The organism is Myxococcus sp. AM010 (assembly GCF_013372585.1).
In the GTDB taxonomy this organism is placed as follows: domain Bacteria; phylum Myxococcota; class Myxococcia; order Myxococcales; family Myxococcaceae; genus Myxococcus; species Myxococcus vastator.
In genome coordinates this window covers 37,810-50,881 of the sequence record NZ_JABXEO010000043.1, presented here as the reverse complement: position 1 = coordinate 50,881, position 13,072 = coordinate 37,810, and the positions used below count along the sequence as shown (strand labels likewise).

General features: G+C 70.2%; 10 protein-coding genes. 6 read left to right on the top strand and 4 right to left on the bottom strand.

Annotated features, from left to right (window positions below):
• Positions 1 to 293 precede the first annotated feature (293 nt).
• From HV826_RS20205 to HV826_RS20180, 6 genes are all read left to right on the top strand, one after another.
• Positions 294 to 2,564 (top strand): AAA family ATPase, encoded by a 2,271-nt coding sequence (locus HV826_RS20205; protein WP_255217312.1) that lies wholly within the window; start codon positions 294 to 296, stop codon positions 2,562 to 2,564.
• Positions 2,565 to 2,639: 75 nt separating this feature from the next.
• On the top strand, positions 2,640 to 3,785 hold the full coding sequence (locus HV826_RS20200; RefSeq protein WP_176418661.1) for a hypothetical protein: 1,146 nt from the start codon (positions 2,640 to 2,642) through the stop codon (positions 3,783 to 3,785).
• 164 nt (positions 3,786 to 3,949) lie between these two features.
• Positions 3,950 to 4,633: an HAD family hydrolase gene (locus HV826_RS20195; RefSeq protein ID WP_176418660.1), complete on the top strand. Its 684-nt coding sequence runs from the start codon at positions 3,950 to 3,952 to the stop codon at positions 4,631 to 4,633.
• Positions 4,624 to 5,433, top strand: coding sequence for an STM4013/SEN3800 family hydrolase (locus HV826_RS20190; RefSeq protein ID WP_176418659.1), 810 nt, complete (start codon positions 4,624 to 4,626; stop codon positions 5,431 to 5,433). Before HV826_RS20195 ends, HV826_RS20190 begins: the two co-directional genes overlap by 10 nt.
• A complete protein-coding gene (locus HV826_RS20185; protein ID WP_176418658.1) occupies positions 5,430 to 6,746 on the top strand; it encodes an STM4012 family radical SAM protein in 1,317 nt (438 codons plus the stop codon). The genes HV826_RS20190 and HV826_RS20185 overlap by 4 nt, the downstream gene beginning before the upstream one ends.
• The gene (locus HV826_RS20180; RefSeq protein WP_176418657.1) at positions 6,743 to 7,672 is read left to right on the top strand and encodes an STM4011 family radical SAM protein; all 930 of its coding nucleotides are present in this window, start codon (positions 6,743 to 6,745) and stop codon (positions 7,670 to 7,672) included. The genes HV826_RS20185 and HV826_RS20180 overlap by 4 nt, the downstream gene beginning before the upstream one ends.
• On the opposite strand, the gene HV826_RS20175 is transcribed toward HV826_RS20180, so the two are convergent.
• The 4 genes from HV826_RS20175 to HV826_RS20160 are packed head-to-tail and all read right to left on the bottom strand — an operon-like array spanning position 7,660 to position 13,066.
• On the bottom strand, positions 7,660 to 8,796 hold the full coding sequence (locus tag HV826_RS20175; RefSeq protein WP_176418656.1) for an STM4014 family protein: 1,137 nt from the start codon (positions 8,794 to 8,796) through the stop codon (positions 7,660 to 7,662). The two genes, HV826_RS20180 and HV826_RS20175, sit on opposite strands and share 13 nt — an antisense overlap.
• Before the next feature lie 6 nt (positions 8,797 to 8,802).
• Positions 8,803 to 10,152, bottom strand: coding sequence for a TIGR02996 domain-containing protein (locus tag HV826_RS20170; RefSeq protein WP_176418655.1), 1,350 nt, complete (start codon positions 10,150 to 10,152; stop codon positions 8,803 to 8,805).
• Between the two features lie 38 nt (positions 10,153 to 10,190).
• The gene (locus HV826_RS20165) at positions 10,191 to 11,543 is read right to left on the bottom strand and encodes a WGR domain-containing protein (protein ID WP_176418654.1); all 1,353 of its coding nucleotides are present in this window, start codon (positions 11,541 to 11,543) and stop codon (positions 10,191 to 10,193) included.
• Between the two features lie 50 nt (positions 11,544 to 11,593).
• Entirely contained in the window at positions 11,594 to 13,066 is a 1,473-nt protein-coding gene (locus HV826_RS20160; RefSeq protein ID WP_176418653.1) for a hypothetical protein, read from the bottom strand.
• Between the last annotated feature and the right edge of the window lie 6 nt (positions 13,067 to 13,072).

Sequence of the window (13,072 nt, the reverse complement as noted above, 5' to 3'; positions counted from 1 at the left end):
CCGGGGCGTACCTTGTTGCTGTTTCATCTGGCCTGATTGGAATTGTTTGTCATTGTGCGATGCGGGCGCTGGAGGCGCGCTGGGCGTGAGGCTTTCCATGCACTGCGGGCCTGGGTGGGCGCCGGGGCGCACTGCGACGCGAGTCGAGGGTGTGCGGTGGGGAGCGAACACTCCCACACCCCTGGCGACCGGAGGCGCGAGGTGCGTGCAGGCGCTACAACACCCCGGGTCGTACCGGCGACGCGAAGGACCGGCGCTCGACTCACACAGCGTCATCCTTCAGGGAGGTGGCCATGAACCCGGCTTCGGGCTCGTGCGTTGCGTGTGGGGCGCGTTTCCTGGGAGGCGTACTGGCGTGTCCGCGGAGCGCGGCGGGGGTACCCCGGGACGCGCCGGTCCGCCGGTGGGCGCCTGGGTTGTGCCACCCGCCGCTGGTGGGCCGCGTCGCGGTGCTGAAGCGACTGGTGGGGCTGGCGGAGGACGTGCGGCGCGGGCTGGGACGTGCGGTGTGGTTGATGGGGGAGGCGGGGATGGGCAAGACGCGCGTCAAGGACGCCTTCGTGGAGCGCCTGGCCTCGGAGGGCTTCGAAGTCTGGGAAGGCAGTGGCCTGGCGTTGCCGGGCGCACCGGCGGGCATCTTCCGGGAGCTGCTGGACGCCACGCGGGCGCTCAGCCCGCCCTCCGGGACGGGCCGCGTGTCCAGCGCGGACGCGGAGCGAATCCAGCGCTTCCTGGAGGGTCGTGAGCGCCAGGGCATTCCGGCGAGCCTCGCCTCCGAGCGCACCGCCCTGTTCGACTCCCTGTGCCACGCGCTGATGCCCCACCGCCGTCCGCGCCTGCTGGTGCTGGAGGACTGGCAGCACGGGGACGCGCTCAGCCATGCGCTGGTGGAGGAGCTGGTGTCGCGGCTGTCGCACACGCCGCTGCTGTTGCTGGCGCTCCAGCGCCCCAGCGGCACGGCGCCGGCGCCCCTGTCGGCGGAGGTCCTGACGGTGGGGCGGCTGGGGCCCGCCGAGTCCGCGGCGCTGCTGGAGGGGCGGCTGCGGCACCGGGGAGCCCTGACGCCCGCGGCCCGGGAGGCGGTGCTGCGCGGCAGCGCCGGACACCCGCTGCACCTGCTGCACGCGGTGACGCTGCATGAGGAGCAACCGGAGCGGGAGGCGCCAGTCATGGGCGAGGCGGCGCTGGCCGCGCGGCAGGCCTTGTTGCCTCCGGTACAACGGGACGTGCTGCGAGCGGCGTCGGTGCTGGGCCCGTCGTTTCCCCGGGCGGTGCTGGTGGCGTTGGCGGGTGGGGTGGGGCCGCTGGCGCTGCTGGAGACGGGGGGCTGGCTGCGCTCCGTCGCGGGAGGCCGGTACACGTGGGCGGTGGAGCCCGCACCGGGTGTCGATGAACTCTCCGAGGAGGAGCTTCCCGCGGCGCACCGAAGGGCCGCGGAGGCCTATGAGGCCCTGCCGGAGCCGCTGCGTCAACGCGCCTGCATGGAGTTGACACGGCAATGGCTGTCAGCGGAGGAGTCCTCCCGGGCGCTGCCCTGTCTGGTGTCACTGGCGGGCTGGCATCTGGCGGCATTGGAGCCGGGGCCCGCCATGGCTGTGTATCGCTTCGCGTTGGGTCTGGCGGATGCGCTAAAGCCAGACGCCGCGCGGGAGTGGCGGCGGCGGCTCTGGGAATACATGGGCGACGCGCACCGGCTGGCGGGTGAGCCCGTCGAAGCGGAGGCCGCGTGGCACACGGCGCGGAAGCTGGATGATGAGGGGTTGGCGTCTCCCGCGGGAGACCGGGCCCGGCGTCTGTTCAAGCGGGCGTCGGTGGTGCTCTCGCTCGGCAGGTATGAGGAGGTGCTGGGGCTCGACAGGGAAGGGCGCCGGGACTGTCTGTCCGCGGCGCCGCTGCTGTCCGTGTCGCTGGATGCGCTGTCCGCGCTGGCGCTGTCCGCGCTGGGCCGGTTCGAGGACGCGCGCGCGCGGGTCGTCCTGGCCCGCGAGCAGTTGCTGCAGGCGGCCCAGGAAGACGGCCCCGCGAGGGCGGGCGTGGAGGCGCTGCTCCACCGGGCCATGGGCAGCGTACAGCTCGGGCTGGGGTTCCCGGAGGCGGCGGCGTCCGAGTACGTCCAGGTCCTGCGCTGGAGCGAGCGGTCGGGGGACACGTGGGAGCACTCCACCGCGCTGCTGAACCTGGGCGATGCGTATTCGCGCGCGGGAGACAGGGAGCGCGCGGCGCACTTCTTCCAACTGTCGCTGGAGCTGGATTCACGCACGGGCGACCGCCGGGGCATGGCCTACACGCACCATGGACTGGCGCTGCTGCACACGCGCGCGGGTGCGCCGGAGTTGGCGAAGGAAGACGCGCTGCGAGGGCTCCAGCTGGCGTCCATGCTGGAGGACCGGCGCCTCCAATCGCTGCTCCGGTGCGTGCTGGGGCGGGCCCAGTTGCAGCTGGGCGAATGGGAAGAGGCCGGCCGTCAGCTCCAGCTCGCGGCGAGAGATGCCTCCGCCGTGGGGGCTCGCCTGGAGCTGCTTCAGGCGGAGGCGTGCCTGCGGGTGCTGGAGGCGCGGCGCTGAGCGTCAGGGGCCGCGGCGGGCCTGCGCCGCACTCCTCGCTACCCACGGGGCCGGGAGGCATGAAATTGTTCATGCGTGATTGAAATCGAGAGCATCGAGGCCTTCGAACGGCACCTCGCGGCGGGCGCCGGGTTCGCCAACGTCATCATCCAAGGATTGGACCTGCGGGGGTACACCCAGGCGCTGGCCTCCGCCGAGCTCGTGGGCGCCGTCTTCCTGGGCTGTGTGCTGGAGAAGGACGCGCTGAAGGCCACCGTGGAGCACGGGGCCATGGTGTTCCCGCCCATCTCCGGCGTGCCCTATCAGCCCTACCGTGGCGCGCTGTACTCGCCGGAGGAGCTGTACTCGGGCTTTGACCCCGCGCGGCCGGAGTCCTACGCGGACACGCCGGATGCGCGCATCTACGCGCACTGGGCGGCGAACGGGCGCGGCAATCCTCCCACGCTGCTGGAGACGCTGGCGCAGCGGCTCCATGACCACTCGGTGACGGAGGCCATGGAGGCGCTGCTGTACCCGTCGGGTGGCGTGCGCAAGGTGGTGGCCATCATGGGGGGCCACTCCATGAAGCGCGGCCAGCCGGACTACCGCGTGGTGGCCTCCCTGGCGCGTGAGCTGGCACGCCGTGGCTTCTTCATGGTCAGCGGCGGAGGCCCGGGGGCCATGGAGGCCACGCACGTGGGCGCGTGGTTCGCGCGGCGCACGGAGGCGGAGCTGGACGCGGGGCTGGCCATGCTCGCGCGGGCGCCCAGCTACACCGACCGGGAGTGGCTCGCGCGCGCCTTCGATGTTCGCCGCGCCTTCCCCCTGGGTGAGGACGACCTGCCGTACTGCGCCAGCCTGGGCATCCCCACATGGCACTACGGGCACGAGCCGCCCAACCCCTTCGCCACGCACATCGCGAAGTACTTCGCCAACAGCGTGCGGGAAGACGGTCTGCTGACCATCGCCAAGGGCGGCATCGTCTATTCACCCGGCAGCGCCGGCACCATCCAGGAGGTGTTCCAGGACGCGTGCCAGAATCACTACAACTCGGTGGGCGTCATCAGCCCCATGATCTTCCTGGGCACCGAGTTCTGGACGCGCACCCGGCCCGTGTACCCGCTGCTGCATCAACTCGCGCAGGGCTACGACTACGCGCGCTACCTCATGCTCACGGATTCGCAGGAGGAGGTCGTCCGGGCGCTGGAGGCGTATGACCGCGAGGCGCACCCGTCTCCCTGAACGCCCGCGGCCTCGCCGGGATTCTCCGAGTCTCCCGCCTCCAGCGGGCAGGCACGGGGGCAGGGGCCCGGCGAATTCGCCTGGACGTGGTCGCCCCACTGCGTTGTCGCTGTTCGACGCAGCCGGGGCGGCGTATCCTCGCGGTCTCGGGAAGGAGCGCTCGGATGCGGCCCCGGGCCGTCTTCTTTGACTTGGATGACACGCTGATTGACCGCGCGGGCGCCTTCACGCGCTACGTGGACTCGCTCGTCTCCCGCTACCTGTCGTTGCTCCCCGCGGCTCGGCGTGCCGACGCCGTGGCCTGGATGCACGCGGTGGATGCGCGTGGCGGCGCGTCCCGGAGTGCGTTCTGTCAGCAGGTGACGGAGGCGTTCCCCTGCCTGGGCCTCACGCCCGACGCGCTCTGGGAGGACATGGCGACGCGCCTGCCTCAGCTCGTCCAGGCGGACGCGGGCGTCTGTGATTGGGTGGCCTCCGTGGCCCGCTGCCGGCCGGTGGTGGTGGTGTCCAATGGCTCGGCGCGGGTGCAGCGCACGAAGCTGGCCCGCGCGGGGCTCGCGGAGGTGCTGCCGGAGGTCTTCCTCTCCGGCGAGGTGGGCGCGGCGAAGCCGGATGCCCGCATCTTCGAGGCCGCGCTGGCCCACGTCGGACGTTCGCCGGAAGAGGTGCTGCACGTGGGCGACGACCCGGAGCGGGACGTCGTGGGCGCCGCGCGGCTGGGGCTGGCCACCTGCTGGGTGTCTCACGGCCGGCCGTGGCCCTCCGCGCTGCCGCCGCCCACGTTCACGGTGGAGTGCATCCCTTCGCGCATCGACGACATCGCCGGAGTGCTCACGCGATGGACATGAACGCCGTGGTCGGCTCGCACGACCTGCTCTTCATCACCCTGGACACGCTGCGCTTCGACGTCGCCGAGGCGCTCGCGGCCCAGGGGCGCACGCCGAACCTCTCCGCGCTGCTGCCCGGAGGCCGGTGGGAGCCGCGGCACTCCCCCGCGAGCTTCACGTACGCGGCGCACCACGCCTTCTTCGCGGGCTTCCTGCCCACGCCCGCCACGCCGGGGCCGCATCCCCGGTTGTTCTCGATGCGCTTCGAGGGCAGCGAGACGACGGCCTCCACCACCTGTGTGCTGGACGCGCCGGACCTCGTCACCGGGCTGGCGGGCCGCGGGTACCACACCGTCTGCATTGGCGGCGTGGGCTTCTTCAACAAGCGCAATCCGCTAGGCAACGTGCTCCCCGGGCTCTTCGCGGAGAGCCACTGGCGCTCCGAGCTGGGCGTGACGGACGCGCGCTCCACCGAGCACCAGGTGGCGCTGGCCGTCCAGCGGCTGGAGGCGCTGCCACGTGAGCAGCGCGTCTTCCTCTTCATCAACGTGTCGGCGCTGCACCAGCCGAACCGGCACTATGTGCCTGGTGCCACCCAGGACTCACGCGAGTCCCACGCCGCGGCCTTGGAGTACGTGGACTCGCGGCTCCCTCCGTTGTTCGCGGCCCTGCGGCGCCGGGGGCCCGCCTTCTGCATCGTCTGCTCGGACCATGGCACCACCTACGGCGAGGACGGCTTCACCGGCCATCGCCTGGCGCACCCCGTGGTGTGGACGGTGCCCTACGCTGAATTCCTGCTACCTCGAGAAACCGCACCATGACGCGTCTGGAGCAGATGCTCGAAGGGTCGCCCTATGTGGCGTACCTCTACGGCTACCCACACAAGACGGCCTACCGGCCCTTCACCCCCGCGCTCCCGCTGGAGTCCGTCTGGGCGGAGGAGCGGCGCGACGCGCTGTTCCTCTACATCCACGTGCCCTTCTGTGAGATGCGCTGCGGCTTCTGCAACCTCTTCACCGCCGCCGGGCCGAAGCAGGACGTGGTGGACGGGTTCCTGGGCGCCCTGGTGCGCGAGACGAAGCGGGTGAAGGAGGCGCTGGGGACGGCGAGCTTCGCCCGGGCCGCCATTGGCGGTGGCACGCCGACGCTGCTGGACGTGGCGGGGTTGAACACCGTGTTCGACCTGGCCGAGGGCGTCATGGGCGCGGACATGAAGAACATCCCCGTGTCCGTGGAGGTGTCGCCGGAGACGGTGGACGCGCAGAAGCTCCAGGTGCTGCGCTCGCGCGGCACGGACCGGGTGAGCATGGGCATCCAGAGCTTCATCGAGGCGGAGGTGGCCGCGGTGAAGCGGCCCCAGAAGACGGCGCAGGTGGAGGCCGCGCTGGAGCTCATCCGCTCCACGGGCTTCCCCACGCTGAACCTGGACCTCATCTACGGCATGGAGGGGCAGACGAAGGAGAGCTTCCTCTACTCGCTGCGCACGGCGCTCCGTTACTCGCCGGAGGAGATTTATCTCTACCCGCTCTACGTCCGGCCGCTGACCTTCCTGGGCAAGAAGGCGCGGGCGTGGGACGACCTGCGCCTGTCGTTGTACCGCGTGGGCCGCGACTTCCTCCTGTCGGAGGGCTACACGCAGGTCTCCATGCGGATGTTCCGCGCGCGCCATGCGCCGGACGCGGGCGGTCCGGTGTATCGCTGCCAGGAGGACGGCATGGTGGGGCTGGGCTGCGGGGCGCGCTCGTACACGGGACAGGTGCATTACTCGTCTGAGTACGCGGTGGGCTCTCGCGAGGTGCGCTCCATCATCTCGTCGTATAGCGAGCGGACCGAGGCGTCCTTCGGTGAGGTGGGCTACGGCTTCCGCCTGGACTCCGAGGAGCGGCGGCGGCGCTACATGCTGTTGTCCCTGCTGGCGGACGGCGTGGACCTGGCCGTCTACCGGCAGCGCTTCTGCACCGACGCGCTGGAGGATTTCCCGGAGCTGGAGGAGCTGGAATCGCACGGGCTGGCGCGGAAGAACGGCGGGGTGGTGCAGCTCACCGCGGCGGGCGTGGAGCGCTCCGACCTGATTGGTCCCTGGCTGCACTCCGACCAGGTGCAGGCGATGATGAAGGAGTACGCCTGGCGATGAAGCTCACCGTGCTCTATCGGGGCCCGCTGTCGAGCTGCAACTACGGCTGCGAGTACTGCCCCTTCGGCAAGTGGAAGCACACCGACGAGGAGCTGGCCAAGGACCGCGCGGACCTGGAGCGCTTCGTCGCGTGGGTGGAGGCGCGGACGCAGGACACGGTGTCGGTGTTCTTCACGCCATGGGGCGAGGCGCTCATCTGGCCCTGGTACCAGGAGGCGCTGACGCGCCTGTCACACCTGCCGCACGTGGAGCGGTTGGCCATCCAGACGAACCTGTCCTGCAAGCTGGACTGGGTGGCCCAGGCGCGCGCGGACAAGCTGGGCATCTGGGCCACGTACCATCCGGAGTGGACGAAGCGGCACCGCTTCGTGGCCCAGTGCGCGAAGCTGACGGAGCTGGGCGTGCGGCACAGCGTGGGCGTGGTGGGCTTCCTGCGCTTCACGGAGGAGGCGGAGACCCTGCGCGCCGAGCTGCCCGCGGACACCTACTTGTGGATCAACGCGGTGAAGGACGGGCAGGAGGAGCCGTACACGGCGGAGGACGTGGCGCGGTTTACGCGTCTGGATCCGCTCTTCCCGGTGAACAACACACGCCACCCGAGCCTGGGCCGCGCGTGCCGGGGCGGGGAGTCCGTCATCTCCGTGGATGGTGAGGGCACGGCGCGGCGGTGTCACTTCATCGACGAGCCGATTGGGAACATCTACGCGCCGGACTTCGATTCAGCGTTGAGGCCGCGGCCGTGCGCGAAGCAGACCTGCGGTTGTCACATTGGGTACGTGCACCTGGAGTACCTGGAGCTGGACCGCGTGTTTGGCTCTGGCATCCTGGAGCGCGTCCCGGCGACTCCCTTGTGGAAGGGCGCGCTGGGTAAAGGAGTATCTGGAGCGGTTCCCGGCAGCGGAAGGGGCGAACGTCACGGGAGCTGACGCAGGGCTTCGCGAATCTCCCACTCGTAGACGGTGAGCCCGTCACGGCGGAGGTTGGGGAGCAGGTCTCCGAAGGCGTTGGCCTCCAGCACCCGGTGCCCGGTGAAGTGCTCCTCGTACATGAGGTCGATGCCCACGTGCAGGCAGTCATGCGCGCGCGCCACCGTGCGGCAGCTCTCCATGGCGTCCGCGAGCTCGTTTCCGGGCACCGCCGCGTGGAAGTCGTCCAAATCCCCGCGCCAGCCACCCAGGTGCAGGTTGGTGATGGGCCGCATGCTCTGCCGCACCACCGTGAAGGCCGGCTCGCCCCGGACCATCAGCACCCGGCAGTCGAAGTAGTCGCCGCCCAGCCGCGCCTTGGGAATCGAGCGCTCCACCTGTGCGCCTTCGCCCAGCAGATACGTGAGGAGTTCATCCACCTGCGCTGGAGCCTCGACGCGGCGGACCTTCAGCGAGTTGTACCAACCCGTCTTCGTCACCTCGATGGTGGTGGTCAACGCGTCCGCCGAGCGCCCCCGCCGGTAGATGGCGAGGCATGACGCGGAGGAGCCGCACGACACCTTCACGTACACCTCGCGGCAGTCCTCCGCCTCCATCCGCTCCCGGAGCGATTCCACGTCCGTGACGCCGTCCAGCGGCTCGGGGACCGGCACGCCCAGGGCGGCGTAGCGACGGGAGGTGATGCGCTTGTCGAAGAGGTCCGCGATGGCGGAGGGCTTCTGGAGGACACGCCACCGTGGGTGCGCAGCGAAGATGGCCTCCAGCTCCGCCAGGACGCGCAGGAAGCCCAGGTGGTGCTGCCGTGGGCTGAGAATCCGGCCGTGGTCCACGGGCAATCGGTCCACCTGCTCCGGCGTCAGGACGGAGCAGCCGTGGCCCACCGCGTCCACGTAGCCCTGCTTGAGCAGGGCCTTCTCCACGTCCCAGTTCTCCCCCGTGGAATCAATGCGGACCAGCGACTCCGAGTCCGGCAGGTCCGCCAGCAGGCCCGGCGCCGCCAGCAGCTCGCGCCAGGGCACGACGTGCGCGGGCGGGAGCCCCTGGTGGGACAGGGCCTCCTGGAACAGCGTGACGCGCCGGTTCTCCGCGTTGCCGATGAGGATGAACGGCGGCGCGCGGTTCATGCCGGACTACTCGCCCACCGCCGCGTAGCGGAGGCCTTCCTCGTCGTCGAACTCATCGCGCTGACTCCCCGTCGCCACGACGGGACACAGGTTGGCCAGCAACTTCACGCCCTTGCGCGTGAGCAGGTTCCGCGACACGTCCAGCTTCTTGAGGTGCTTGAACGCCGCCGCGCTCGCCGCCAGGACCGCCGCGTCGGAGTCCCTCAGCGTGCCGTTCGACAAGTCCAGCGACTCCAACTGCCGCAGCACCTTCGACTTCGTCAGCAGGGGCGCGAGGTCCTCGGAGAACGCCGCGTTGCTCAACCCCAGGTGCTTCAGCCTCGGCAGGCCGGCGGCGTCCAGGATGGGCTGTACGTCGCTGGCGCGTCCCCGGCCGCCGTGCTCATCTCCGCCGAACCAGACCTCCAGGTGTTCCAGCTTCGGCCACTGCGCGCTGGCGATGGCCTGCACCGCCGTCCGCGGGAGTGCGGCCGACTCCAAGGTGAAGCGCCGCAGCTCGGGGAGGTCCAGCGTCCCCAGGCGTGCGTCTCCGCCGCGCAGGCGCAGGGAGGTGAGCTGGGGCAGGGCCTTGAGCAGGGGGGCGAGGTTTCCCAGGGGGACCCAGGAAAGCTCGGCCTCATCCGGGAAGACGAAGTCACCGATGAACAGCGTCTTCAGCGTCGTCGGTGCCCACTTCGTCAGGACCTCGACGACTTCGTTGTACCCGGGGTCATCATCGCGGTCCGGCAATCCGAGCGTCAGCTCCTGGAGGAACCTGCCCGAGGGGTGACGGAGCAGCATCGTCAGCACCTCGACGATGTCGAAGTCCGGGTCCGCGTTGAAGTCGGAGGCCGCCACCCGCGCGCCGCGGATGAAGCCCAGGTGCCATGCCAGGGTCAGGGACTTCTCGCCGAGCATCGACATGAGGCCCGCGCCCAGGAGCGTTCCCTGGTTCTCCTTGTATAGCGCCGCAGCCTTGCGCTTGAGGCGGGTGGCCTCCGCGCCCTGGACCTGTTGCTGCGCGTGCTGCAAGGCAATCAGCTCCCCGCGCGGGTCGCCCTGGCCCTGGAGCCAGTCGGCGTAGACGAGGTAGCCGTCGTCAGCGTCCGGCGCCTGGAGGATGGCGGCCTCCAGCTCCGGGTTCGTCTTGGGCGCGGGCGCCGTGTCCTTCGGCTTGACGCGCGTGTAGCCCTTCTTCGTCTTCTCCAGGACCTGCTTCTGGTACGCCGTCATCGCCGCGTAGGGCGTCTTGAGCGTCTGGGCCTTCACCTGTCCCTCCGTGCCGAGGCGGCCCCAACGGGTGGTGATGACGGCGCCCTTCCGTTCGATTTCCCAGAACCTGCTCGAAGTGCCTTCCGTGTATTCGAAGCGCGGCATGGTGTGTCCCCCTGGAGTGGCTGCTCGGCGACTCTGGGCTACTCGCCCACCGCGGAGTAGCGGTAGTCCTCTTCGTAGTCGCGCTGGTTGCCCACGGTGGCGTTGGGGAGCGCCTTGGACAGCAGGGATTGCGCCTCTGCCGTCAGCGTGTTCTCCGTGACGTCGAACTGCTTGAGGTGGGCGAAGGCCGCCGCGTTGTCCGCCAGGGCTTGCGCGCCCTCATGCGACAGGATGCCCATGGAGATGTCCAGCTTCTCCAACTGCTTCAGCACCTTCGCGGTGGGCAGCACCTGGGCGAGGGCATCAGTGAATTCGGAGTTGCACAGACCCAACTGCTTGAGGTTCGGCAGGTCCTTGCCGTCGAGGATGGGCTGGATGTCCTCCACGCCGCCCTCCGCGCCGTAGTTGTCACTGCCGAACCACACCTCCAGGCGCTCCAGCTTCGGCCACTTCGCGCTGGAGATGGACTTGATGGCCGCCAGGGGCAATCCGCCCGTCTCCACAGTGAACTCACGCAGCTCGGGCAGGTCCACGTCGCCCAGCGCCAGGTCGCCGCCGCGCAGCCGCAGCTTGCGCAGGCCGGGCAGCAGCTTGAGGAGGCCGGAGATGTCGTGCAGGTGCGTCCAGGAGATCTCGGTCTCGTCCGGGTACTCGAAGTCGCCGATGAACAGCTCCTCAATCGTCTTCGAGCCGCCCGCCTGGACGATGGCTTCGACGGCCGTGCTGTAGTCGTTCTCCTCGAAGTCCGCCATGCCCAGCGTGAGGCCACGGATGAAGCGCGCGGAGGGATGCTTGAGCAGCGTCCCGAGTGCCTCGGCGACGTCGAACTCAGAGTCGTAATCCTTCTTGCCCACGCGCGCGGAGCGGATGAAGCCCAGGTGCCACTCAAGGGACAGCTCCTCCGACTTCACTCCGGCCGCCAGCTCGCCGAGCAGCAGCGTCTGGTACTTCTTGATGTGCGCGGTGGCCTTGCGCTTCAGGTCGCTGGCCTCCGTGCCGCTGGCCTGAGCGGCTGCGTGCTGGATGGCGATGAGCTCGCCGCGCGGGTCGCCCTGGCCCTGGAGCCAGTCGCTGTAGACGAGGTACGCGTCCACGTTGTTCGGGTCCTTGAGGATGGCGGCCTCCAGCTCCGGGTTGGAGGCGGGCTCCTCACCGCCACCGCCGTCGGAGTCGTCGTCCTCGCCCTTGCCCGCGAGGACGTAGCCCTTCTTCTCTTTCTCGCGGACGAGCTTGTCGTGCTCCTTCTGGGCCTCTTCGGGAGAGCCGAAGGTCTGGGTCTTCTCCTGGCCGTCGGTGCCAATGCGGCCCCACCGCGCGGTGAAGCTGTTGCCGGAGAGGTTGATTTCCCAGAACTTGCTGGAGCTGCCTTCCTTGAACTCGTACCGCGGCATGGCCCGTCCTTCGTCCGTAGCGCCGGGTGGGGCGCGTTGTGAAGCGGACGCTAGAGAAGCCCTTGCGCAAGCTCAAGCGTTACCCCCGTCCAGGCCTCCCAATGCGCGCGGTGGAGGTCGGCGCTCATCGGTGACTCCGGATTTCGAGAATCCAGCACGCGCGGGGAGGGGCCGCTGAGGTCGAGCACCTGCCACTCGACACGGGGGGCGCTGGGGTGAAACGGCTCCTCGGCTTGACTGCTTGCGTTGAGGAGCACCAGGTCCACCCGCGCGCGCTTCGCACGTGTCTCCGCATCCGTCAGGACCTCTTCCAGCGTGGCGGCGGTGAGGACCTCCGCCGTGCCACGGGCGCGCCATTCGCGCAGCAGCAGTTCGCAGAGGCCGCGCTCGGCCTCCAGGGGCGCCGAGCCGTCAGGGGCGCGCAGGAAGACGGCGCGGAAGAGGAGCTCCTCGCTGCCCAGCCAGAGGGAGAGTCGTCGCACGAGGCAGAGCAGCAGGCCCATCGCCAGCACCACGCGCTGCCAGCGGACCCCCGCGTCCTTCACGCGCGCATCCACGAGGCTCGGAGGCAGGACGAAGGTGATGACGCGCCTGCGGCGGACGGAGATGCTCTCGTCGCGCGTGTAGTAGAGGAGCTCGCCCTCCACGTAGCGCACGTCGAAGAGGTCGAGGTCGGGCTCGTCCTCCATGTAGACGAGCTCGGAGGTGACGAGGTTCTCCAGGCTGCCCACGTTGGACACGGAGGAGAAGCCACCTTGTGGGAAGGCGGCCTCGTCCTCCATCGCCATGGGGAGCGGTGCGGTGCTCACCGGGCGGGCGCGCAGCTTGGGCGGCAGGGTTCGCGACAGGGCCTCCGCGGCCTCTACTGCCTGCTCCAGGGCCAGCCGCTGCGCCTTGCCCTGAAGGTGCTCCAGGTTCTCCAGCGTGAAGGACTCCGCGTCGCCGAGCAGCGCATGGGCGCGCCGGGCCGCGCTCGCCAGGGCTTCGTAGCCTTCCGTGAGCCGGTCCAGCGCGGTGCGGGTTCCTGATTCGCGCAGGGCCGCGTAGCCCGCCTGGAGCAGCTCCGCGGGCGGACGCTCCAGGACGCGCCGGGCCAAGGCGGGGCTCACCGGGCTCCCCTCGGTGAAGCCCAGGCGGGTCAGGATGCGTGCGACGAGGAAGGCGACACCTCGCGGACGGAGCATCTCGGGCAGCCGTGCGAGGGCGGCGGAGACCGCCTCCAGATGGGGCTCCGCGGCCAGGCGTGCCAGCACGTGGTCGTCATACGCGCGCACCGCCGTGCGCAGCCGGGGCTGGGTGTCGGGGACGGGCGCGGAGGGCGCGAGTGGAAGCCCCGCGACGAGCCGGCCGAGGTCCGCGATGAAGGCGGGTGGGGGCAGGGTGGGTGACTCCGCGAGCGTGGCGAGCAGCCACGGCACTGCCGGGGTCAACGCGTCGGCCGTGAGGTCCTCGTGCCGTATCAGGCACAGCCCCGCGCACAGCCAGCGCTCCGTGTCCTGGGGGCTTCTCAGCTCCGTGCTCATCCGCGA

Excerpts from the sequence above, each read along its gene's own strand:
- HV826_RS20205 (WP_255217312.1), top strand. The coding sequence starts at position 294 with ATGAACCCGGCTTCGGGCTCGTGCGTTGCGTGTGGGGCGCGTTTCCTG.
- HV826_RS20190 (WP_176418659.1), top strand. The coding sequence starts at position 4,624 with ATGGACATGAACGCCGTGGTCGGCTCGCACGACCTGCTCTTCATCACC.
- HV826_RS20185 (WP_176418658.1), top strand. The coding sequence starts at position 5,430 with ATGACGCGTCTGGAGCAGATGCTCGAAGGGTCGCCCTATGTGGCGTAC.
- HV826_RS20160 (WP_176418653.1), bottom strand. The coding sequence starts at position 13,066 with ATGAGCACGGAGCTGAGAAGCCCCCAGGACACGGAGCGCTGGCTGTGC.
- HV826_RS20170 (WP_176418655.1), bottom strand. The coding sequence starts at position 10,152 with ATGCCGCGCTTCGAATACACGGAAGGCACTTCGAGCAGGTTCTGGGAA.
- HV826_RS20195 (WP_176418660.1), top strand. The coding sequence starts at position 3,950 with ATGCGGCCCCGGGCCGTCTTCTTTGACTTGGATGACACGCTGATTGAC.
- HV826_RS20175 (WP_176418656.1), bottom strand. The coding sequence starts at position 8,796 with ATGAACCGCGCGCCGCCGTTCATCCTCATCGGCAACGCGGAGAACCGG.
- HV826_RS20180 (WP_176418657.1), top strand. The coding sequence starts at position 6,743 with ATGAAGCTCACCGTGCTCTATCGGGGCCCGCTGTCGAGCTGCAACTAC.
- HV826_RS20165 (WP_176418654.1), bottom strand. The coding sequence starts at position 11,543 with ATGCCGCGGTACGAGTTCAAGGAAGGCAGCTCCAGCAAGTTCTGGGAA.